The 23,014-nt window shown below is 34.9% G+C and carries 18 protein-coding genes, 1 tRNA gene and 2 pseudogenes; 10 read left to right on the top strand and 11 right to left on the bottom strand.

Annotated features, from left to right (window positions below):
• The first annotated feature begins 54 nt into the window (after window positions 1-54).
• The 8 genes from AC4CUZ_RS13840 (at window position 55) to AC4CUZ_RS13805 (ending at window position 8,733) form a co-directional block, all read left to right on the top strand.
• A tRNA-Ile gene (locus AC4CUZ_RS13840) sits at window positions 55-131 on the top strand.
• A 398-nt stretch (window positions 132-529) separates the two neighbouring features.
• Window positions 530-1,659, top strand: a protein-coding gene (locus AC4CUZ_RS13835; RefSeq protein WP_490747794.1) for an IS3-like element ISAcsp5 family transposase whose coding sequence is annotated in 2 segments (ribosomal slippage) — window positions 530-782 and window positions 782-1,659 — 1,131 coding nt in all. Because the reading frame shifts where the segments join, the coding sequence is not laid out codon by codon here.
• 120 nt (window positions 1,660-1,779) lie between these two features.
• On the top strand, window positions 1,780-2,376 hold the full coding sequence (locus tag AC4CUZ_RS13830; RefSeq protein ID WP_490747793.1) for a hypothetical protein: 597 nt from the start codon (window positions 1,780-1,782) through the stop codon (window positions 2,374-2,376).
• Window positions 2,377-2,888: 512 nt separating this feature from the next.
• A complete protein-coding gene (locus AC4CUZ_RS13825; protein ID WP_490747792.1) occupies window positions 2,889-3,290 on the top strand; it encodes a hypothetical protein in 402 nt (133 codons plus the stop codon).
• Between the two features lie 2 nt (window positions 3,291-3,292).
• Entirely contained in the window at window positions 3,293-5,320 is a 2,028-nt protein-coding gene (locus tag AC4CUZ_RS13820; protein WP_004679599.1) for a DUF262 domain-containing protein, read from the top strand.
• Window position 5,321: 1 nt separating this feature from the next.
• Complete coding sequence (locus AC4CUZ_RS13815) at window positions 5,322-6,512, top strand: GmrSD restriction endonuclease domain-containing protein (protein ID WP_490747791.1); 1,191 nt, start codon at window positions 5,322-5,324, stop codon at window positions 6,510-6,512.
• A 12-nt stretch (window positions 6,513-6,524) separates the two neighbouring features.
• Entirely contained in the window at window positions 6,525-7,550 is a 1,026-nt protein-coding gene (locus tag AC4CUZ_RS13810) for an IS30-like element ISAba125 family transposase (RefSeq protein ID WP_079265503.1), read from the top strand.
• On the top strand, window positions 7,543-8,733 hold the full coding sequence (locus AC4CUZ_RS13805; protein WP_490747790.1) for a hypothetical protein: 1,191 nt from the start codon (window positions 7,543-7,545) through the stop codon (window positions 8,731-8,733). The genes AC4CUZ_RS13810 and AC4CUZ_RS13805 overlap by 8 nt, the downstream gene beginning before the upstream one ends.
• 300 nt (window positions 8,734-9,033) lie before the next feature.
• Here AC4CUZ_RS13805 and AC4CUZ_RS13800 read toward each other — a convergent pair whose 3' ends face one another.
• From AC4CUZ_RS13800 to AC4CUZ_RS13760, 9 genes and pseudogenes are all read right to left on the bottom strand, one after another.
• The gene (locus tag AC4CUZ_RS13800; RefSeq protein ID WP_490747789.1) at window positions 9,034-10,863 is read right to left on the bottom strand and encodes a hypothetical protein; all 1,830 of its coding nucleotides are present in this window, start codon (window positions 10,861-10,863) and stop codon (window positions 9,034-9,036) included.
• Window positions 10,863-12,029 (bottom strand): 3'-5' exonuclease, encoded by a 1,167-nt coding sequence (locus AC4CUZ_RS13795; RefSeq protein ID WP_490747788.1) that lies wholly within the window; start codon window positions 12,027-12,029, stop codon window positions 10,863-10,865. The genes AC4CUZ_RS13800 and AC4CUZ_RS13795 overlap by 1 nt, the downstream gene beginning before the upstream one ends.
• Before the next feature lie 2 nt (window positions 12,030-12,031).
• A complete protein-coding gene (locus AC4CUZ_RS13790; protein WP_490747787.1) occupies window positions 12,032-14,449 on the bottom strand; it encodes an Hsp70 family protein in 2,418 nt (805 codons plus the stop codon).
• Window positions 14,450-14,558: 109 nt separating this feature from the next.
• A complete protein-coding gene (locus AC4CUZ_RS13785; RefSeq protein ID WP_265596413.1) occupies window positions 14,559-14,693 on the bottom strand; it encodes a hypothetical protein in 135 nt (44 codons plus the stop codon).
• 187 nt (window positions 14,694-14,880) lie between these two features.
• On the bottom strand, window positions 14,881-15,306 hold the full coding sequence (locus tag AC4CUZ_RS13780) for a hypothetical protein (protein ID WP_004776956.1): 426 nt from the start codon (window positions 15,304-15,306) through the stop codon (window positions 14,881-14,883).
• A gap of 75 nt (window positions 15,307-15,381) precedes the next feature.
• Window positions 15,382-15,777 (bottom strand): annotated as a pseudogene (locus tag AC4CUZ_RS13775) (IS30 family transposase); the annotation flags it as partial.
• Window positions 15,774-16,334 (bottom strand): annotated as a pseudogene (locus AC4CUZ_RS13770) (transposase); the annotation flags it as partial. The pseudogenes AC4CUZ_RS13770 and AC4CUZ_RS13775, both read right to left, overlap by 4 nt.
• A gap of 143 nt (window positions 16,335-16,477) precedes the next feature.
• Window positions 16,478-17,568, bottom strand: a protein-coding gene (locus AC4CUZ_RS13765; RefSeq protein ID WP_490747786.1) for an IS4 family transposase whose coding sequence is annotated in 2 segments (ribosomal slippage) — window positions 16,478-17,028 and window positions 17,028-17,568 — 1,092 coding nt in all. Because the reading frame shifts where the segments join, the coding sequence is not laid out codon by codon here.
• A 480-nt stretch (window positions 17,569-18,048) separates the two neighbouring features.
• Window positions 18,049-19,074, bottom strand: coding sequence for an IS30-like element ISAba125 family transposase (locus AC4CUZ_RS13760; RefSeq protein WP_119023814.1), 1,026 nt, complete (start codon window positions 19,072-19,074; stop codon window positions 18,049-18,051).
• Between the two features lie 20 nt (window positions 19,075-19,094).
• Between AC4CUZ_RS13760 and AC4CUZ_RS13755 the strand changes: the two genes are divergently transcribed.
• On the top strand, window positions 19,095-19,619 hold the full coding sequence (locus tag AC4CUZ_RS13755; RefSeq protein WP_490747785.1) for a hypothetical protein: 525 nt from the start codon (window positions 19,095-19,097) through the stop codon (window positions 19,617-19,619).
• Window positions 19,591-20,151: a macro domain-containing protein gene (locus AC4CUZ_RS13750; protein ID WP_140986740.1), complete on the top strand. Its 561-nt coding sequence runs from the start codon at window positions 19,591-19,593 to the stop codon at window positions 20,149-20,151. Before AC4CUZ_RS13755 ends, AC4CUZ_RS13750 begins: the two co-directional genes overlap by 29 nt.
• Window positions 20,152-20,583: 432 nt before the next feature.
• Here the strand turns inward: AC4CUZ_RS13750 and AC4CUZ_RS13745 are convergent, their stop codons facing one another.
• Window positions 20,584-21,483 (bottom strand): EamA family transporter, encoded by a 900-nt coding sequence (locus tag AC4CUZ_RS13745; protein WP_490747784.1) that lies wholly within the window; start codon window positions 21,481-21,483, stop codon window positions 20,584-20,586.
• Window positions 21,484-21,542: 59 nt separating this feature from the next.
• Entirely contained in the window at window positions 21,543-22,982 is a 1,440-nt protein-coding gene (locus tag AC4CUZ_RS13740) for an amino acid permease (RefSeq protein WP_114258588.1), read from the bottom strand.
• Window positions 22,983-23,014: the final 32 nt, after the last annotated feature.

Genomic DNA, 23,014 nt, shown 5'->3' with positions numbered 1-23,014 from the left:
GATAGTATTGCAGCACTGCCAAGCTATTGAATATAATCGCTTTGCAATCTTATAGGGCCTATAGCTCAGTTGGTTAGAGCAGCGGACTCATAATCCGTTGGTCGACAGTTCAAGTCTGTCTGGGCCCACCATATAAAACAACCACTTACGTGCATTAATCGTAAGTGGTTTTTTTGTTTTTAGATTCTGGTAAGCAAATGGTAAGCAGATGAAATCAACTTAAACAAACAGTTTTTTGTATAGTTCTTCTAGGTTTGGATGTGTGCTTGGAATGAAGTCTTGAAGTTTCGGGTGAATGCGGAAATCTGCTTCGGCTTTTGTAGATATCTCTTTAACTTCACTAGACCAGTTTTTCCTTCTGTATTCTCGCCAATTTAATTTAATTTTGAGTGGTCGACTGTATCCTTTTAATTCTATAAGGAAGATCTGATCACATAATTCTGATGTGGTTCTAGGATTTTAGACCACGCCTATAAGTGATAATCTACTCCCCAATAAGCATGGGAAATGCTTGTTTTTGGAGTCAACCATGACACGAAGAAAACGTCGTAATCATTCAGCAGAGTTTAAAGTTAAAGTTGCTCTCGCAGCAATTAAAGGCGACCACACACTCGCTGAACTTTCTACTCAATTCGATTTACATCAAAACCAAATCATCGATTGGAAAAATCAACTGCTTGAGCAATCAGTCAATATTTTTTCACGACCAACAGCACAACAAGAACCAGAGATTGACCTCAAAGCTCTACATGCCAAGATAGGACATCAGGCATTGCAAATTGATTTTTTAGAAGGTGCGCTCAGAAAAATAGGGCAGCTGAGCGGCAAAAAATGATCGATAAGACCCATCAACTTTCGGTACGACAACAATCGCAATTGATTCAAATCAATCGCAGTACGTTGTATTACAAGCCCAAAGAGATTTCATCAACTGATTTGAGTTGGATGCGTCTAATCGATGAAATTCATCTCGACTACCCATTTATGGGCAGTCGAATGATACGAGATATGCTACAGCGTCAAGGACATCAAATAGGTCGGCGTAAAGTCCGACGTTTAATGCGCTTGATGGGAATACATGCCTTGTATCCAAAACCCAATACCAGTAAGCCTAATCTTGCACACCGTATTTTCCCATATCTGTTGAAAAACATGGTCATCGATCACTCTAATCAAGTCTGGTGTACAGATATAACGTACATTCCTATGGCTAAAGGCTTTGTCTATCTATGTGCAATTATAGATTGGCATAGTCGTAAAGTACTGGCTCATCGAGTATCGATCAGTATGGAAACAGACTTTTGCATAGATGCGTTGCAAGAAGCAATTGTGAAATATGGTTGTCCTGAGGTGTTCAATACAGACCAAGGCAGTCAATTCACAAGCGAGGCATTTTTGAATGAGTTAAAATTGCGAAATATCCGTATCAGTATGGATGGGAAAGGACGATGGATGGATAATGTGATGATTGAGCGTTTATGGCGCAGCGTGAAGCATGAGGAAGTCTATTTGAAGGCTTACGATACGGTTAAACAAGCGAAACAATCAATTGCTGAATATTTGGGTTTTTATAACATGATACGTCCTCATTCAAGTTTGAATAAGGCAACACCGAATGAATTTTATGATCAACATTTACTAAAAGTAATGGCAGCATAATTTAAATATTTAGAGCGGATTTATCACTTATAAAACTGAATTGAGTGGTCTAATTAACGGAACCACATTAATCATCATTTAGAAGCAACGGATAAGAAAGGAAAGGATGCAGAATACGACTTGTCAGCCATTGATTTTCACCGTCTAAAAGTTGAGTTTGAGAAAATTAAACATAAGAGAACGGTGTTGATGGAGCTTCAGGAGCGTATTGAAAAAGCATTAGCTCGTCTCACTGCTGTAAACGGTGATCGTGCGAAGTTCCATGAAGATTACCAAAAAATCATTACGCAAATTAATGAAGACATTTCTGATGTGACGATTCAAAAGGTTTTTGAAGAGCTGATCAAAGTGTATGAGGACTTGTCTGAAGAAGAAACTCGCTATGTCAGAGAAGAACTAGATAATGATCTAGAGCTCACACTATTCGATAAATTGAAGAAACCGAATTTATCTGAGAAAGAAGAAAAAGCAGTGAAAAAAATTGCTCAAGATTTGTTGAATAAAATTCAAACTGTTTTATCGCAGGGTGTAAATTGGATCAACCAAGAAAGTAATAAAGCTCAATTGCTGGAAGTTTTAAACTCTGAAATTATTTTGACTGATGCCCTGTCATGGGAAACGTTTAATTTCGAAGATCGTAAAGCGAAGGCGGATGACATATTTGACTATGTGCTTACACATAGTGATTTAATTATGAATAGGCAGATGTATTCTTAATTTGGGAGTGAGAGTTATGCATTGGCTACAGCAGGAATTTGAAACCTTTATATGGGTGATTACGACTTATTGGCGAGTATGGCTCATTCCTTTGATGTTTTTGATTCTTAGTCTTTGTGTTTTAATTCTTTTAAATATGCGGTTAAACCACTATTTTGAAACAAGACCTGAAACTGTTTTAGCACCATTTATGGATCAAATGTTAGTGACTTACTACGACAAAGTGAATCACAAGTTTTTGAGGAAATTCGTGATTTTTGCTCCATTGTTTCTCTTTGTACTAGGATACTTGAAATACAGGAAGAAGTTTTAATCTGGCTTGGCTTTGTTGCACAAATAGCTAACACTATGATTTTATTATATTTATTTTTATTAAAATTTTAGGAAAAACCTTAAAAATCAGTATCTTGAAAAATATTTATGCAACAAAGCCTTCAAACAGCACAGACTCAAGATATTTTGATGAGGATATACACTAATCTTATTCATCATCATTTTACGCAGGATATCGTATGATTTTGAAAGAAGACTTAATGATTGATGGATTACACTACATACCCAAATTTGATCATTATAGTTTTTCCTTTTCTTTAAATAGACCACCCCGTGCCAGAGTCCAGATCAATTACCGTAAACATCCTGAATTAGCCCTATTTAGAGATGATCCCATATATGAAGATATCAACTTAAAGTTACCTGCCATGAAAGTTTTTAATGCGATTAGTCAGAGAGTTGAGGAGCTTATTTATAAGCATGATATTCATTATTGGTCTTTTAGTGCGACCTCTACGAAAAAAGCGAATGTCTACGAAAAACTTTTAAAGCGATGGATGAGTCGTAACACCATAGCCTTTAAATATGATCGAGTGGAAAATGATTTTTATGTATATGTAGAGAACAATTTTAATGAGTAATTTTGCCAAAATATAGAGAATCTGATGCGGATATTGATTTCTACAACAAGTTTAAAATTGAGGAGAAAATCTTGCAAGCTGAAAAACTACTATTAAAGGTTCAAGAAATTTTAAGACAAAAGCCTGATTTATTTGAAATTGCTGAAAGTTCTTTAAATCATCTAATTAATGATTTAGAGCAAAGAGAAAATTCTCTTGAACTTAAGAGAATTGAGGAGTTAACAAACAAACACTTTTTTGTAGACAGTTATCAGCGTGGCTACAAATGGAAGCCCCAACAGGTTAAAGCATTATTGGATGATATTGATGAGTTTAAGATTGAAAAATCTTCAGATTTTTATTGTTTACAACCTGTCGTAGTTAAGCGAACAAAATTACAAGATGATGTCCAATACTATTGGGAACTAATTGATGGTCAGCAACGTATGACTACAATTTTTATTATTTTAAGTTACCTGAATAAAGACAAATTTTTCCACCTAAGATATGAAACCCGGAAAGAAAGCACAGAGTTTTTAAATCAATTATCTAATTTGCCTGAAAATGCTAGTGAGATTCCCTTAAGTACAATTGATAGTCATTATTTTTTTGAAGCTTACAAGGCCATCCAGGAATGGTTTTTGAAAAAAGAGGAAGAGGCTGGGTTTAGCCGTGAGGATTGGAAATCAAAGCTTTTAAAGAATACTAAAGTGATTTGGTATGCAGTTCGTAATAATGAAAATGAAGATTTCAGAAAACAATCTATAGAAATTTTTACTCGCCTGAATCAAGGTAAGATTCCTTTAACAGATGCTGAATTACTCAAAGCTTTGTTTTTACAAAATGTAGTTAAGGCTTATGAAATCCCAGAAATTGCTATTCAAAAACAGATGGAAATGGCGAATCAGTGGGATTTAATTGAACAATCATTACAGGATAATGATTTTTGGGCCTTTCTAAGCCCACACAAAGACACGAATAAATATACTCGTATTGAATTGATCTTTGATTTGATTGCACAAAAATCTAAGTTAGAACATTCAGCCATTGAACAAGATCATCAAACTTTCCTTCATTATGCAAACCAGTTTAAAAGCGATGTCAATTCCAAAGAACAACTTAAAGAAACCCTTGAGTTAATTTGGCAAGATGTACTGACTGGTTTTCAACGCTTAAATGAGTGGTATCAAGATGATCGGCTTTATCATTTAATCGGTTATTTAATCGGGCAGAAATATAAGAAGATACAGGACCTTTGGGAAGCGGCTAAGGAAACTAAACGTGATAATTTTAAGCATATATTGATTGGTTTTATTGGAGAAGAACTTAAAACTATTTTTAAGCAAAAAAAAGAAGATAAGGAAATTTTGGCTTTTGAGGCTATTGATTATGAACGTAGTAATGCTCGGCCAAAACTGATCTCATTATTAACATTGTTTAATATATATCGCCATGAGCAGCAAAGAACACGGTTTCCATTTAAACAATATTATGCATGTAAATGGGATATTGAGCATATTCATGCCCAGCAAAGCCCAGAACTCTCACAAGAGGATAAGTTAAAAAGTTGGTTTGAAGACCAAAATAAAATTATTGACAATGTACCTAGCGAAGATCAAGCCCGTTTAAGAACAGCATTGGATAGATATAGAGCAGCGAATAAGGATGAGTCTGATATCTTGCAAACTGAATATTTGAAAGAATTATACGCCGTTGTAGGTGATACATCTGAAAATGTTCATACACTTGATAACTTATGTCTTTTACCTGATGAAATTAATCGTTCGATCGGAAATGCTCCATTTTTTATTAAACGGCAAGACATTATTAGTAGTGAACAAAAATGGGAACACGGGAATACTAAAACTGATTTGAAAACTAGTTTTATACCTTTGGCATCTCAACAAGTGTTTTCAAAGTACTTTAGTCCAAATGTAAACCAAATGCTGAAATGGGGTATTGCTGATAGGGATGCGTATAAAAAAGCATTAATAAATTGTTTTAATAAATATGGTATTCAACTTAACCATATTGGAATGGGGGGAGAATAGCATGGCAACATATACATTATGGAATACTTTACAGCAATATAAAGTCATTATTCCTATTATTCAGCGAGACTATGCTCAAGGTCGAAAAGATGATCGTCAGATTGAACAGATTAGAAAAGGCTTTATTAAAAACCTATTTGATCATCTTGTTTCCTCAGTCCCATTAGAATTGGACTTCATATACGGTGCTTTACATCAGGATGAATTGGAATTGTTGGATGGTCAGCAGCGATTGACGACTTTATTCCTGTTACATTGGTATCTGGCAAATAGAACTGAAGAAAAGCTTCAAAAAATTGAAATTAAAAAAAATCTAAGTCAATTTACCTATCAAACTCGAGTTAGTTCAAGAATGTTTATTTCTGAACTCATTCAGCATGGTCATGAAATACAGATAAAACAGGTGGCCGAAGATAATAAGTTATCTTCAATGATCGAAAATGAGGCTTGGTATCTAGCTATCTGGAAAAAAGACCCTACAGTTATATCGATGTTGACGGTATTGGATGAAATTCATAGTCAGTTTCAAGCATTAGTAAATTACTCAGAAATAACTGCAATTGAATTATGGAAAGCTCTGACAATAGACAAAGTACTTTGTTTTTATCTATTGCCAATGAATGACTTTGCCCTGAGTGAGGAGCTTTACATTAAGATGAACGCTAGGGGAGTTCAGCTTACTGAATTTGAGAATTTCAAAGCTTGGTTACAGGGGTATTTAGAAAAATCTATAGATAATGAGACTAGGAAAGATTTCTTTAATCAAATAGATCGCGAATGGACGGATTATTTGTGGACCTTGAAACAGTTTTCAAGTAAATCAAAGGATACTAACAAGCCTCATAATCTTAACTTTGATGAGATGTATATGCAGCTCTTTAAGTCCTGCTTATTGTGTCATAGTTATGTATTAGCAACATTTAAAAATGCAAAAACAGAGAGTACATATGATAAAGATGAAAAAAGTTTGGTTAGTCGTTTAAGAAAAAACCTCATTATTACAACAGATGAATATGAAGTGCTATTGGGCAATGCGAATTCACAAGTACAAATTATGCAAAATATTTATAGGTTTTTTGAGTTTCTAAAAAACTATAGTGGTGAAGAAAATATTCAGGGTATTTTACTGAATATTTTTAACTCTAAAGATGGCAGAGTAAAACTTGAAGTGCGACATAAACCACCTAATTAATTTAAAGGGTTTATGGAGTATATAAAATTGTCATACCATCATCTTAACTTTGAAGATCGTACTGCATTAATGCTTGAGTCAAGAAAAGAAGGCTTTTCAGCCAGAAAATTTGCTGAACTTATTAAAAGACATCCTAGTACGATCTATCGTGAGCTTAAAAGAAATAGCATCAATGACGTTTATCAAGCTCGATATGCTTCTGATAACACTTTTGCTAGACGTAGACGTGGTCACAGAAAACTCAAAATCGATTCAATCCTCTGGAAATTTATTGTTGAAGCGATCCGTTGTTTATGGTCTCCTCAGCAAATAGCAAAGCGTTTAAAGACATTTCCTGATTTGGATCAAACAATGAATGTAAGCCATACAACGATTTATTCAACGATACGAGCATTACCCAAGGGTGAGTTGAAAAAAGACTTATTATCCTGTCTACGTCATGAAAATAAAAAGCGAAAAGCTAACGGTGAACCTAAAAAAGATTCTATATTACAGGATATTAAAACTATTCATGAGCGCCCAGCCGAAGTTCAAGAAAGAAAAATACCGGGTCATTGGGAAGCTGATTTAATTAAAGGTAAAGACAATAAAAGTTCGATAGCAACACTTATTGAACGAAATACACGGCTCTGTATCTTGGCAACATTACCTGATGCAAAGGCAGAATCAGTGCGCAAGGCTTTAACTGAAGCTCTGAAATATTTACCTGCAGAACTGCGTAAAACGTTGACCTATGACCGTGGACGTGAGATGTCAGAACATAAAATACTCGAAGAAGATTTAGGCATAGATGTATATTTCTGTGACCCACATTCACCCTGGCAAAAAGGCACATGCGAAAATATGAATGGTTTAATTAGGCAATATTTACCTAAAGGGATTGATTTAAATCAGGCAGATCAGCATTATTTAAATCAAGTTGCCATGTCACTGAATACTCGTCCTAGAAAAGCGTTAGATTGGCTTACACCATTAGAGAAATTTGCTCAGCTTGTTGATTATCATAAGACTTTTCAAACTGTCGCACCTCATGTTTGAATTCGCCGATAGTTCTTATGAAGCCCAGGCACAATTTGCAATTCTCTATTTTTATAATGCATACATTAATAATGAAAGCCAATTCGATGATTGGTTTAATGTTACAAAGAGATTAGTTAATAATGCCAAAAACTATTTTAATGCTGAAAAAGATTTAATTAGTGTTTTGGATGCAATCAATCATTTAGCAGTTGAAATTTCTGAAAACAATATTTTAGATAAAATCCGTTCATTGACTGAGACGAGTGAAATATTTAAAAAACTTACTACGGCATTTGATAAACAGCATATTGAGCATGAAATAGAAAAAGCAGAATTAATACATCATAATGCAGCATGGAAATCACTATTTAGAAAGTATGAAAAAAATGACTACTTCTATGGGCAAATCAGTTTTTTAATTGATTATGCCAAAGATGAGGGGAATCAAAATGTTTCTATGGATATATTCACGAAGTATGCAGAAATCTCCAGTAAAATTTTTACTGATAAATTCCTTAAAGATGAAGATTATATTTTCCATAGAAGCTTATTAAGCATCGGAGATTATTTAGTAAAGGATGGATCTAACTGGAGTTTTGGGCGACAAGTTTTTAATACTGTTCGACAAAGAAATGAAAATTGGCGAAAAGTATTTGAAGATAAAGACAGACGTAAAATGCTTAAAACTTTACTAAATCAAATCAATGAAGGTAGTGAGTTTGAAAGCTTAAAAAATATTATTTCAAATAATATTAGCCAGGTTAAAGACTGGCGTAGCTATTTCATTAAAGAACCTAAGACTATTAAATATTGTCAAAAATATCAGATACGTTTCCATAATGAAAACGAAATTTATTTATTAAGTTCAAGACAAATGAATGGTGCTCATGCTGAACTAAGAACATATGTTCTATATTCAAAGCTGCTTAAAATAGGTTTCGACGAATCTAAAGTACAGTATGTCGAAGTTGCTACCAGTAGTGAAAATCCTTCATTAATTGTAAAGTTAAAGGATTTACCTATTTTAAGAGTAAAATTTGAAGCAGGTTCTTTTAAAAATGACTTCCTAATGCAAGATTCAGTAATTAATGAGGAGCACGGATCTGAATATGCCGAGTTATTGATGAGACCGGAATATGCAAAAGTTATAGATTTGGAAAAAGAACTAATTAGTTGGGTTGAAGTACAAGAAGTTGCATGAGAGTAAGTTAAGCAGATAGAAAAGTGAACCGTACCGGGTTTGTCGGAGACTTTTTTATTTAAGTTAGGCCACCTGACCTAATGGGTTAATCTTATCATAGTACTTTGCTTCAAACTCAGAAGAGGCTATTAAGTTCTCTTCTTTATAGGATTGTAGACTGGCATAAAAAGCAACTTGAATTGAGTTGGTTTTCTCAATCAATATTGAACTAAAGATTACAGTAGTAATCTTTAGTTCATATATTGATTGATCTCTCAGAAAATTATAGTGGGTACCGAAGAATGAAACACACAGTTAAAACTAAGACTTTTTAGCTATTTCTCTTTTCATGTAATTAAAAAGTTTGTCTCCATTTTTAGGTGCATCCTGTGGATTTAGAATACCTTCGGTAACTAATCGTTCTCTTAATTTGCCTTGAGTGGTGATGTCATTAAATTTGGAATCTTTTTTCAACATTTCTATCAAAGATTTAAGATCTTGAATTTCTGGGTCATTAAACAATCGTATTAAATGCTCAATAAGCGAATTTTGTGGCATAGCCATTGTCTCATCAGCTGCTGATACCGGTAGCGATTCCTCATTTATCTGATGTTCTACAATTAAACTGATTTGCTCTTGTAGGTTTGGCCTTGATGAAGCTTGTGGCTTTGGATGTTCAGGTTGCTGTATTGGCATAGGGGGTTGCTGATCGACTGGTTGTGATTGAGTTGCTGTTACAACAGGTGGTGTTACTAATGGACTGCTCTGTACCTCAGAATGTGCGCTTAAATCAGTTGTTTCGGATATTGGCATTGTTTGTGGATTAGTGTCCAAATGCTTTTCTGATGGATGAGTGATGTTTGCTGATCCTGTGTGTTGAGTAATATTCGAAGCGTTTACGTCTTCTGTTTTTTCTGTAGGTGTGACGTCGGAGATCTGTGACATCTGAAAGCTACGCTGAACTTCAGTCCAAGTTTTAGAAATTCTTTCATTTAGTTGATTTAATGTCATTTCTAGAAACTCTTCATCAGCAATGCTTGGCAAAGCCTGTTCTAAATCGGTTTGATGAGTCGCCTTAAAACATGGATAGGCTTTTGTTTTATAGTAATAAAGTGTGTTAATAAATTCAGATGGCAATAACTTGCCAATGCTAAAAGCCACCAAATACGGCAAATCTTTATATTCTTTACATTCTGATCGTGTATAAAAGAAATCAAGACGGTAAAGATCGGCCTTTAATGCACTTAAATTTAATGAATATTCGTGCTTAATTAACATCTCATAATGAAAGTAGAGTGATAATGCAAGCAATGGCAAATGCTTAATATTCGATTCTAGGAGTATATATTCAGTTAGAGTTTTTTCTTGCAGAATTTTCTCAGACAAAAAATCTAAGGTGAGTTCATCTTTGGTTTGTTTTACTCTTAAATCATTAGAATAATATTCTCTTGATCCACATCGCTTCGAAATCTGTTTGTATTTTTCAGTTAATTGTTGATCATTGATTTCAATGTTAAACAAGAAACGTGTAAACATGCCGGCATAAGCTTTAGTTTTTTCATAACTTTCTAAGGAAAAAAGATTTTTTTGTGTTTGTTCGTCATGTACTTGTGCATGAAGGCGAGCGGGGCTGTATTTGGTTGGGTTAAAATATTGGTTTAATGTTTCATTATTGATAATGCTCATTAAACGCTCTTTTGAAATTTGATTTTCAAAAATGAGCGCAGTAAATTTGATTGCCTTCTCATGTTCTAGTGTCGTTTTTTGATCTAAGCGATATGCTCCCCAAAATTGTGCTATTAGTGGATCAGTGGCTAAGCTTACTTGCAGATTGTTTGCACTATAGTTTAATGCAATTTTTCCCCGCTCGGTTAAGGCATAAAATTGTTGTACGGCTTCTAAACCAATATAGCTAGCCAAAGTATTTTCAGATTGATAAGTAGAAGATGAATATGATTTAGATAGTTCAGCAAGAATATACTCATTATCATCTAAATGTGTAATATCAGCCGCAGTATTCATGAGATTAAAAAAACTCTGTTGAGTATTCAAATAAGGTTGAATCCTAGAACTGTGTATTTTTAATAAGCCTTGAGCGATCCAGTTATTCCATTCTTTAAAGCTAAGAACAATATATTGACCATTGATCATTAAAAGAACTCCTCATCCTCATCATCTTGATTAGGCTGATATTTAATTTGAGTAATATTTGGAAGATTTTGAATTAGTTTATGCGGAGAGGGGGTATAATAACTCATAAACAGATTACATCGACTTCTCGTAGTTGCTACAAAGAGCAGACGCTTATCTAAATCTGGATTTTTTTCCAACACAAATGGTTTGACAATATCTTTATTACTATTTAATTGTGGAATAAAGACTTGCTCAAAATCTAGACCTTTTGAGCTATGATACGTCATAAGGTATGCCATTGGCTTTGATGGCATCTCGTTAAAGTCGCCAAAGTCATTGCCTAAGTATCTAATATTTATGTTATTTTCTCTTAAATAAGTATTTACTTGTCTATAATCATATCGGTCACTTTTACCTGCTTGATAAGAAAACAATTCATCAGCATTTTTAGAACAAAAATGTTGGATAATCACTTGAATAAGCGAAGTAATATCTCTGTGATGTGATAGCAATATACAACTAGGCTTGTCTGGCCTAGCTCTACTTAATGCTTCTTCCGCTGTCCAAATAAATTCTTGATTTTGATTTTCGAATTGGATCAATCTAGCGGTTGTATTTGCTAAAGTGTTTCCTGGTTTTCCACTAAGTAAATGATTATTAGGTAAAATGCTGAAAGCAATTTTAGCTAAAAACTCTGTAAGCCTATGAATAATCATTAATACGTGCTGGAATGGATTAACCGTTGAAATAATTTCTGTTTCTGTAGCCGATTGTTCATAAATAGATTGGGCACAATCACCAGCAATAATTAAATGGGTTGATAGTTTCTTGATTGTATTTAAATCTTCAGCAGAAATATCTTGAACTTCATCAAGAAACACGAAATCGCATGGCCAATTATTTTTTAAAAATTTGGTATGTGTAAGGAAGTGTACACCTTCCACATTCTCTTCTTTAAAGGCACTAATTGCTAAATCCTTAAGAGCGTGTGTGTATGTCAAATAACAAAAAGAAGCATTAGGGTATTCAAGCTTAAGTTCTTGTGTTAAAGCTGCTAAAACTGTTGTTTTTCCAGTACCAGCAGCTCCTCGAACCCAATGAACATGACTTAAATTGTTTTTAATTGATAGAATGTATTGGCGTTGCTCTTCACTCAAATTTTGCTTTTTAATCCACCAAGCCATAATTAACCCTCTTTCATGCCTAGATTTGGTTTTAGACTAGATACTAAATTTTCAGAGGAATATATCTCTTTATTCTCATGGATTATTCTTTTCTTCATATCAGTTGCTGTAGATTTAAGCTGTTCATAATCTTCAAGTATGTCACAAACTTCAATAAGGTCATCACAATCTCTGATACGTACAGAGCTAGTATATATTTCATCCTGAAGTAACAAGAGGGCTTTTTCTAAAAGAATAGTGCCTTCTTTATCAGCTCGAAGTTTAAGAATTTTACCAAGTTTTAATAAAGCGGAGGTGAAATTTGGATCATGTTCTAATGCTTTGCGAAGATAGAGTTCCTCTTTTTCTCCGTATGACTTACAAGCAATGTTAAACGCATTAACAGCATTTGGTGAGCGTTTGTAGGCAATTTCGGCCCATTCATTAGATTTTTGTGATTTACCGGCTCGAGCATAATTATAACAAATGTTAGTAGCGTGATTAGCATTACGATCTAAGCGTTCGATAGCGATGTATAGATCTGCAGCTAGTTCATATGCTCCCGCTTCTGAACAGGCTGAGGCATACTCAACGGCAATATCTACGGGAGGGCGACCATTATAATCTAAAAGTGCTTGATTAAACTTTTGCTTTGCTCGAAGCATATGTTCTTCCACTTTTGTTAAAGTATTATTGGCTAGAGGATTTAGAATAGAGGTGTTTACTTTTATACCATCAATTACAGCTTCAACATTAAGAAGTTTTTCATGATTAATATTGGCGTAGACATCAACGATAGCTCCTTGCTTAAAATAATCATCTTCTGTCTCTATAGTCAAAATGCCTAAAAGTTTATTTTTGCTTCCTACGCAAATAGGTAAATCGATAATGGTTTGATCATCACGAGTGACTATTAGTTGAGTATGGAATGGCTCTGGGGTAGGAACCTCAGTTGATGCTGGTATGATTGTTTCCAAATGCTCATGAGAGGTGATGATATATATAGCTTCTGAAACAATAGGCCTAATAAAATCAATTCCTAGACCATGATAGCTAAATGAATGAATTGCAGCTCCGAGAGAAACATGAGCTCTTACATCCTTAGGTAAGATAGCTTCAACTTCATCTGAAAACTCATTCATGTAATTCATTACGCATGATTGCACTAATGGGTTAAGACAACTTCCTCCGATGAAAAGAACACCATCTATGTCTTCACGTTCTATATTTGCTTTAGATAATGCATCTTCAATCGGAGAGGATAAATGCATTGGTGTGTGTATACCATCATACATCCCCACAAAATCATCCATAATGATTTTAAACTCATCAAGGCGTATAGACGGTTTAGTTAAATTTAATCTAGAGTCTCTGACTTTGATTCCTTCCAGAGAATGTAAAGTGAAAATTTCGCTGGAATATTGATCTAAGCTTCTAAATTGATTTATATTTTTTTGTTTAAGCCATTTGCAAACAGCTATTTTTAATTGTTCTGCTGTCGCTTGCAAAACAGGGATGACAATTTCTGAAATATCTCTTGAATCGGGTTTGAAATGTGTGTTCTCTCTTAAAAGTTGAGGTAATAGTATATTTTTGGCAATTGCTCGATCGATGTCATCGCCACCTAGAGCCGTAAATTTTGAAATTGCCAAATTTTTTGATGAAAACTTGTTGTTGCAAGCATCAACTTGAAGAACTGTCACATCACATGTTCCTGCACCAAAATCGTACACTAGTATGTTTGTTGGTCTAGACTTAAGTTTTTCTAAAAAAGGATGTGTAGCATTATTTCTAGTACAATCATATACAAAGCTTAAAAATGCGGCATTAGGCTCATCAATTAAACAACATTGATTCTGAACAATCCCACATTCTTCCAAGCTATTAAATAGACTACGTCTTTGATTAGCTTCAAATGAGGCTGGTACGGAGAAAGCAAATTTGTAATTTTCCAAATTTGAATTTCCAGTTTCATTCTTAATACTTTCTAAAAGCTTACTAAAAAAAACTTGAGTAGCATCTTCTGCTGTCTCAATGATATAAGGCTGAGCCTTGCTCTCAGATAGAGCGGTCAATGGATAAGTGGGACCTATTGCTAACCCTAAGCGCATTTTAAATGATGAAAAGACATTGCGACTTTCAGTTAATAGCGATTTTAATCGATATGCATCTTGGCCCCAAATAAGAGTTTTATTTCGCCACGCAAGTACTGTATTCACTAGGTGATGCCGTATGGTCGCACCATATTCATCAGGTTGATTAAGAGTAAGTGTTTTTACTTTTTCAACGGAGTTCTCAGTAATGACTACCAGACTTACAACTGTTGTGGATGTGCCAAAATCAATACCAATATAGAGCTTATTGGGATATGAAGGAAGTTGGTTTTTTTCTGAATTTTGATTAATAAGCCAATTTGTATTGGAAGAATGTTCTATAGGCATTTTAATTAAGGTTTTTTGAAGGAGAATAAATCTATTATGTTGTTCTTATAGGTTTTATTCAATAGTAAGCTGAACCGTACCGGGTTTGTCGGAGACTTTTTTATTTAAGTTAGGCCACCTGACCTAACGGGTTAATCTTATCATAGTACATTGCTTCAAACTCAAAAGGCGATACATAACCCAGTGCACTGTGTACACGCTTTTTATTGAACCAATCTGGCTTTGTTGCATAAAAATTCTTCAAGATACTGATTTTTAAGGATTTGTTTAAATTTCAATCCAAAAATAAATTAAATAAAATCATAGTCTTATATATTTATGCAACAAAGCCGTTCTGCTGTGATCACAGCTGTACAGCCTGTCACATATTTTTAACAGCTGTTGTAGTTATGATTCCTTAAACATTATTTCTTTTTTGATTAAAAACCATTCTAATGGTTACCAGATTTTTTAATGTTATATTTTTTAATAAAATCATTTATAATACAATCATGTAATTCAATAAGGCCATCCTGGCTAGCTAAAAATGGTAGCCAAATATCATTATGATCTATAAAAAAATCTTTTTGTTCCTGAGTTAAAGAAGAATTTTTATTTTTTTTTATAAACTCTTCTTTAATTAAAAGATATTCTTTTTGCTTTTCCTCAAACTGTTCCAAAAATATATCCATAGATTTGTACAGAGGTAAATTTTTAGTTTGTAACCAAAAGTTCATAAATTCATAGCGTTTTTTCATCAGAGACTGTTCGCTTTTTATCCTATTTTCAGCTACTTGAGCTTGAGCTTGTTCAGGCCATTTTTCTGTTTCTTGTCTTAATTCATGTATTTTATCTTTTAATTTTTTTAAAAAGTTCATATGCACTAGATCTGATATAATTGAAAATATATTTAGTATCTTATTATATTTATTTAATATAAAAAAGGCTTTGTTTCATAAACCTAGAATGGAAGGCTTGGCGGATTCAAGCGGCAAGTGCAACAGGATAAAACCAGCCATAACTTCACTCGGTGTATACCAACCTAGTGTTTTTCTAGGACGATGGTTGAGTGCAAATTCTATCTGCTCTATTTGTTCGTTTGACACGCCATCAAACGATGATGATTTTGGCAGATATTGACGGATTAAACCATTCGTATTTTCATTTCTAGCTCGCTAAATAGACTTATAGGGATCAGCAAAATACGTCTCTATGCCGGCATCAGTAATTCTTTTGTATTCGGAAAATTCCTTGCCATTATCAAATGTCACACTATAAGCATGGCTCATTCGTAAACGATCTTATGCACAAGTAATCGTTTGAGAGGATGCTCTCGTTGACCCTAAATGGGCATTGTCCATTTTTCAGAAGCCTGTTGAATGCCAATATATAGCAATTCCAGCAGGCTATTTTCATTTGGGAAAGCTACCTTAGTTTTGGTTAGTTTCCTGAATTGGCGATGTACTGCCTCAACCGGATTGATGGTATAAATCGGCTTCCTTACAGCTTTTGGATATTTGAAATAGGCACTAAGCAAATGCCATTTTTCACGCGATGAACGAATGACTTTCTCGTATTTATCACCCTATTTGGCTTTCAGCTCATCTAACGCCATTTCAGCTTGTCTGTAATATTGGTAATAGCACCCTCGGAAATATCCAGTGCATACATATCCGCAATATGTTTTTGAATATTACGGTAGTTCATGCCGAGTGCAAATAGCGAAATGACTTTACTATCGATCTCTTCAGAGAGTTTGGTTTTTCTTGACGAGTTGAGGCTCAAAATCACCGGTACGATCACGAGATGTTTCCAACTCAAATGAACCGGAGGATGATTTTGCGGTCTTGCCAGAGTAACCATTCCTGCGATTGGATGGTTGAGGATTTTCTTCCAGATAGTTTTCACACCAAACCCAATAACTAAAGTTTTTATCGAATTCCGTGCTGTTATGGATTTCACCAGAGCTAACTGCTTTGAAAAATTACACCAAGCCTGACAAGCTGCCTCCACAATTATTTCATAATTTGCCTCTGTACACGACAAATTTCACAGACCCCTTATCCTATCAGGCTTCTGCTTTCTTAAAATTGCCAGAATTTCCTTAAACTCTGCTTTTTTCCCAAAACCAATTAAACGCTGAATCGCCATTTGAACATAGTCTAAACCATAGCGAAATAAACTCATTGAGAGTCGTCCATGCTTCTTTATTTTTATCGCTTTTTTTTGATCATGTTGCCATTCACCCGTTAAGTAACACCAACAGAAGCTTATAGCTAACACCGCAATCAATTTTTTCACTCGTCTAGGGTCTGTCAAGCGCGTATTTTCAAGATTAAACCCGCGTCCTTTGAGACAACTGAATAAGGTTTCAATTTCCCAGCGTAATGCATAATCCTGAATAGCATTGGCATTAAACTGAGGAGAAACGACGAGTAAAAGCTCTCCATTTTCTAACTGTAGTGCACTTATATATAGTTTCACCCGACCAACCAAAATCCGTCGTTTACGACATTCAATTTGACCAACTTTAAGATGGCGAAATAAATCACTAATTTTATGATTCTTTCCTAAATGATTGGTGACAATGAAGTTTTTTTAACACGAATGCAGAAGTTGATGTCTTGTTCAATTAACCATGTAAACCACTGCTCACCGATAAACTCTCTGTCTGCGAACACATTCACAATACGGTCTTTACCAAAAATGGATATAAAGCGTTGAATCAAAGCAATACGCTCTCTCGTATCTGAATTTCCACGTTTATTAAGCAATCTGCAAACGATAGGTATCGCTATTCCACGATAAACGATCGCAAGCATCAGGATATTAATATTTCGTTTTCCCCATTTCCAATTGGTTCTATCTAAAGTCAGTTGCACTTTGTCGAATGAAAACATATTGAAAATCAACTGAGAAATTTGACGATAATCAAAATACTGACCTGCAAAGAAGCGCTGCATACGTCGATAAAATGATTGTGGTAAGCACTTGATGGGCAAGGCTTTAGATGCAGAAGAAAGATTGCATGTTTGCTTTAAAATGATCGCAAGCATGATGAGCGCAAAGCACTTTAAATGTGAGTTGTTCCATTTTAAAGATTTGTTTAAAATAAGATATAACTCATTGGGATGCGTCATAGTATTGGTCGTTAGAAAACAATTATTGTGACCATTATTTCAATGAGTTATCTATTTTTGTCGTGTACAGAGCATTTTTTTATAACGTTCAGTATGATCAGTAAGCTCATTCATCCGAGCTTGGTTATATAAATCATCGTAAAATAATGTCATATGAAATTTGGCTTAGATAAAGATTCGATATCCAGCTACTTTCCATATTTTTCATCGTATTAACATGATTCAACTTATAACTGAATACTTAATTTATTATCATACCTAAAACCATAGGAAATGAGGTTTTACAGATGTTTCCATGTGCTAGTGTTTTTAGAATTTAGCTATATCGACCATTTTGATTAAGAGAATGTATTCTTCTCGTTCTAAAGAATTTAAGAAATCATAGATAATATTTTTTATAAGATGACCAATTGGTTGTACGATAGATTTTAGGGGGCAGGTTTATGCATTTTGAAATTATATTACTGAATAAGGGCGAATTCAAACATGAGGTGCGACAGTTTGAAAAGTCTTATGATAATCAACAAGCTGAGCAAATTTCTCTAATGGTGTAAGCCAATCTAACGCTTTTCTAGGACGAGTATTCAGTGACATGGCAACTTGATTTAAATAATGCTGATCTGCCTGATTTAAATCAATCCCTTTAGGTAAATATTGCCTAATTAAACCATTCATATTTTCGCATGTGCCTTTTTGCCAGGGTGAATGTGGGTCACAGAAATATACATCTATGCCTAAATCTTCTTCGAGTATTTTATGTTCTGACATCTCACGTCCACGGTCATAGGTCAACGTTTTACGCAGTTCTGCAGGTAAATATTTCAGAGCTTCAGTTAAAGCCTTGCGCACTGATTCTGCCTTTGCATCAGGTAATGTTGCCAAGATACAGAGCCGTGTATTTCGTTCAATAAGTGTTGCTATCGAACTTTTATTGTCTTTACCTTTAATTAAATCAGCTTCCCAATGACCCGGTATTTTTCTTTCTTGAACTTCGGCTGGGCGCTCATGAATAGTTTTAATATCCTGTAATATAGAATCTTTTTTAGGTTCACCGTTAGCTTTTCGCTTTTTATTTTCATGACGTAGACAGGATAATAAGTCTTTTTTCAACTCACCCTTGGGTAATGCTCGTATCGTTGAATAAATCGTTGTATGGCTTACATTCATTGTTTGATCCAAATCAGGAAATGTCTTTAAACGCTTTGCTATTTGCTGAGGAGACCATAAACAACGGATCGCTTCAACAATAAATTTCCAGAGGATTGAATCGATTTTGAGTTTTCTGTGACCACGTCTACGTCTAGCAAAAGTGTTATCAGAAGCATATTGAGCTTGATAAACGTCATTGATGCTATTTCTTTTAAGCTCACGATAGATCGTACTAGGATGTCTTTTAATAAGTTCAGCAAATTTTCTGGCTGAAAAGCCTTCTTTTCTTGACTCAAGCATTAATGCAGTACGATCTTCAAAGTTAAGATGATGGTATGACAATTTTATATACTCCATAAACCCTTTAAATTAATTAGGTGGTTTATGTCGCACTTCAAGTTTTACTCAGCCATGCTTCTGAAATTCAGAAATTATTTCAAATTTCTCAACAAGTATTTTCACAAATTAATGATCACATAATTAGAAACCTACAAACTGAATTACAAGAAAAATTTTCCATTCGAAATTACCGGCCCACTTACTACAATGGCGAATCAGAATATTGGTTTTGTAATGCGTCATTAGCTGATTCGCGTTGGATTTGCCCTACACTTGTTATTAATACCTCAAAAAAGGATTTACCTAGTGAAGTACATTTATGTATAGAAGCTAAATCATTAAACGATGACGAATTCTTACAGGCTTTTCACAATCAATTTTTAAACTTTAAAAAACAAGAAAAAGAAAGTGTATATGGGGGTATTCCTTATATGAGATATACGTACTCAATTGCCGCTTTAGATATCTCAGAGGTCTCTAACCTGATTACAGCTATTAACCAATTAATTCTTAAATTTTACCCTGTGAAATATAATGAAGAAAGTCACTCTACTACAAACTGATATTACCACTTTAAATGTGGATGCCATTGTTAACTCGGCCAATAAGTCTTTACTAGGTGGGGGTGGTGTAGATTATATCATTCACAAAAAAGCTGGTGCAGAGATGCAACAGGAATGTCACCGGATTCATGATGACATCGGTGGCTCTCTTCCTAATGGTCAGGCTGTAGTTACCACAGCTGGTAATTTACCTGCTCAATTCATCATTCACACAGTTGGGCCTCGCTGGTTGGGCGGCTCAAAAAATGAAGCCGAAGAACTTTGTAATGCTTATCTAAACAGTTTAGTCAAAGCTAATGAAGTTCAAGCAAAAAGCTTATCATTTCCAAATATCTCAACTGGTGTATATAACTATCCAAAACAGGAAGCTGCAGAAATTGCAATTGGTACTGTGCTGTCAAGCCTACCTAGTTTTGAATATATCCAGCATGTGTATTTCATCTGTTACGATCAAGAAAATTACAATATTTATGCGTCTATTCTGTCCAACTTGGACGATCCAAAAATCCAAATTAATATTTGTTTACAATAAGAAACCCGCCTTTCAGCGGGTTTATTTTAAATCAGCTCAATCTGTTGCAGACGAACCAATTCCACAATTTTCTCAGCAAGCTCCGTACTGGGTTTGTTGGAGACTTTTTAAAGTTAGGCCACCTGACCTAACGACTTAATCTTATCCTACATGATTTATTTTAAATTAGACTAAATGGTCAATAAAGAAATATGAATTCTATTATTGGAATCGATATAATTGCATTCTAAATAATATTTTAAATCTAAAATATTTTAAGGGGGCTTTTTTGCACAAATACTTAACACTATAATTTTATTATGTTTATTTTTTATTAAAATTTAATAAACACATTAAAAATCATTAACTTAAAAATATTTATGCTATAAAGCCTAAGGAAGTTACCATACTTTTTTTATATGCTTAACTTCCTAAGCCCCTTATTTAATTATTTTATGTTGTTCGGACAAGTTTACGTGAAGTGATGTGTGACTGAATTTTTTGCCCTAATAAATGCACCATCAAACCCAGCATAACAATACAAGAACCCAGCCACTGCAAAGTATTTAATTTTTCATCTAAAAATAAATAGGCAAAAATCATACTTATAACAGGTACCCAAAGTGACAATGGGCTAATTTTAGCAACAGGATAATGTGTCAGTAGGTAGATCCATAAGCCATATCCGATAATCGTGGCAAAATAGGCGAGAAATGCGGCGGCGCCGAATCCTTTCCAAGTCAGTGCATGCCAATCCGCAACCACACCTTGCCAGCCAATATTCTGTACCGCTAAAAGTAAAAACCATAAAGGGGTAAGAATATTGCCCCATATGACTAAACCAATTGGGTGAACAGGCCCCATTTTTTTGACTACGATATTACCGCAGGCCCATGAAATTGCTGAGCATAATACCAATGCTAAACCCATTAATGGAACATGACTATGTTGTTGACCAAAGGCAATCAGCATTAAGCCCATAAAGGCAATCGCGATAGCCAGCCACTGGTTCCAAAAGGCTTGTTCGCGTAATAAAAATGCTGCAATCATGACAGTAAAAAAGGCTTGGGATTGCACAACTAAAGCGACTAAACCTGTAGGCATTCCTGTCGCAATTGCACTGAACATAAAAGCAAATTGAGAAAAGTTACTAATAAAGCCATAGAGTAATAACCATTTCCACCCGACACTTGGAATACGGATGAAAAATAGGGCAGGTAATAAAACCAGTAGATAGCGTAAACATCCGAGGAGCATAGGGTGTATCTCACTGACCCCAACTTTCATAAAATAAAAGTTAATACCCCAGATGAACACGACTGCGAAGGCAGCTAGTTTATCTTTTAAAAGCATATGTAATTTCCTAAAGACGTGGATGACCTGTACTTGGTACAGGTCATTGTGTTTGAGGATTAAATTTTGGTTTGTTTGGCAGGGATGAGCGTACTCAGTTGTGTACTTTGATGACGTAATTTAATCAGCTCTATGTAATCACGAATAATGAAGATACAGAATAGGATGCCTGCACTTGCGATACCGAACCAGAACGCTTTTTGAAGACTAGGAATAAAAGCCATGGCAGCAAAGATGGAAAGCATGCCGATGATTGCAAAATAACTGAGGTATGGGAAACACCACATACGAACTTTTAAACGTTCAGGTGCTACACGCTCTAAGTGGCGACGCAAACGGATTTGCGAGAATGCAATCACGATATAGACAAATAAGGCTACAGTTCCATAAGATTCGACCAAGAAAGGGAAAACAGCATCTGGTGAGAAGTATGAAGCTAGAATTGATAGATAACCAAACAATGTGCTGAATAGGATGGCACGAATTGGAACGCCATTTTTTGAAAGTTTAGTTAAGCTACGAGGTGCATCACCATTTTGGGTTAACGCAAACAACATACGGCTCGCAGCATAAACACCAGAATTTAAGCAACTAAGCACCGCTACGAGAATTACGACATTCATAATGTCTGCAACAAACGGAATATTAAGAACTTTTAATGCACTTACATAAGGCGTCGCAATTTCTGGACTATTCCAAGGGACGATACATACCACTAATAAAATTGAGCAAACATAGAAAATAAGTACACGTGAAATTACAGATTGAGTTGCTTTGGCAACAGATTTTTCGGGGTCTTTGGTTTCTGCAGCAGCAATCGTAACGATCTCAGCACCAAAGTAAAATCCAGTTGCGGCAACAGCCCCAGATAAAACTGGTCCCCAACCATTTGGCATAAAACCACCATGATTTAACAATTCACCAAATCCAGCAGCTTGATGGTTTGGCCAAAGTCCGAACATATATAAAGTGCAAAGGAAAATGAAAAGACCAATCGCAGCAACTTTAATAGATGAGAACCAAAACTCGAATTCACCAAAGGATTTGACTGAGAATAAGTTCGTTGCTGTTAATAGGGCGAGTAAAACTAGACTGACGATCCATTGTGGTGTATCAGGTAACCAATAAGCAAATAGTTTTGCACCGACAATCGCTTCTAATGCAATCACGATGACCCAGAAATACCAATACATCCATCCCGTCATGAAGCCTGCGAGTCGAGATAAATAAGGTGAATCTTGGAAAGCATGGCGTGCATATGCATAGAAGGAGCCTGATACAGGAGAGGCGGTTGCAAGTTCACCAAGCATTCGCATCACTAAAATAATCAACACACCCGTAATCAGAAAGGACAAAATTGCGGCTGGACCCGCAGCTTGAATCACTACTGAACTACCTACAAATAGTCCCATTCCAATAACACCGCCAAGTGCCATCATTTGGACATGACGAGGTTTTAAAGCACTTTTTAAACTTTGATTTGAATCTGAATCATACATGATGGATTCCCTCTTATATTTTTATAACCGAA

This window comes from Acinetobacter sp. 789_lipA (assembly GCF_058242845.1).
The sequence above is the reverse complement of the archived record's forward strand: the minus strand, read 5'-3'. Positions and strand labels throughout refer to the sequence as shown.

Excerpts from the sequence above, each read along its gene's own strand:
- AC4CUZ_RS13800 (WP_490747789.1), bottom strand. The coding sequence starts at position 10,863 with ATGATCAATGGTCAATATATTGTTCTTAGCTTTAAAGAATGGAATAAC.
- AC4CUZ_RS13815 (WP_490747791.1), top strand. The coding sequence starts at position 5,322 with ATGGCAACATATACATTATGGAATACTTTACAGCAATATAAAGTCATT.
- AC4CUZ_RS13740 (WP_114258588.1), bottom strand. The coding sequence starts at position 22,982 with ATGTATGATTCAGATTCAAATCAAAGTTTAAAAAGTGCTTTAAAACCT.
- AC4CUZ_RS13750 (WP_140986740.1), top strand. The coding sequence starts at position 19,591 with ATGAAGAAAGTCACTCTACTACAAACTGATATTACCACTTTAAATGTG.
- AC4CUZ_RS13805 (WP_490747790.1), top strand. The coding sequence starts at position 7,543 with ATGTTTGAATTCGCCGATAGTTCTTATGAAGCCCAGGCACAATTTGCA.
- AC4CUZ_RS13760 (WP_119023814.1), bottom strand. The coding sequence starts at position 19,074 with ATGGAGTATATAAAATTGTCATACCATCATCTTAACTTTGAAGATCGT.
- AC4CUZ_RS13790 (WP_490747787.1), bottom strand. The coding sequence starts at position 14,449 with ATGCCTATAGAACATTCTTCCAATACAAATTGGCTTATTAATCAAAAT.
- AC4CUZ_RS13780 (WP_004776956.1), bottom strand. The coding sequence starts at position 15,306 with ATGAACTTTTTAAAAAAATTAAAAGATAAAATACATGAATTAAGACAA.
- AC4CUZ_RS13795 (WP_490747788.1), bottom strand. The coding sequence starts at position 12,029 with ATGGCTTGGTGGATTAAAAAGCAAAATTTGAGTGAAGAGCAACGCCAA.
- AC4CUZ_RS13745 (WP_490747784.1), bottom strand. The coding sequence starts at position 21,483 with ATGCTTTTAAAAGATAAACTAGCTGCCTTCGCAGTCGTGTTCATCTGG.
- AC4CUZ_RS13825 (WP_490747792.1), top strand. The coding sequence starts at position 2,889 with ATGATTTTGAAAGAAGACTTAATGATTGATGGATTACACTACATACCC.
- AC4CUZ_RS13810 (WP_079265503.1), top strand. The coding sequence starts at position 6,525 with ATGGAGTATATAAAATTGTCATACCATCATCTTAACTTTGAAGATCGT.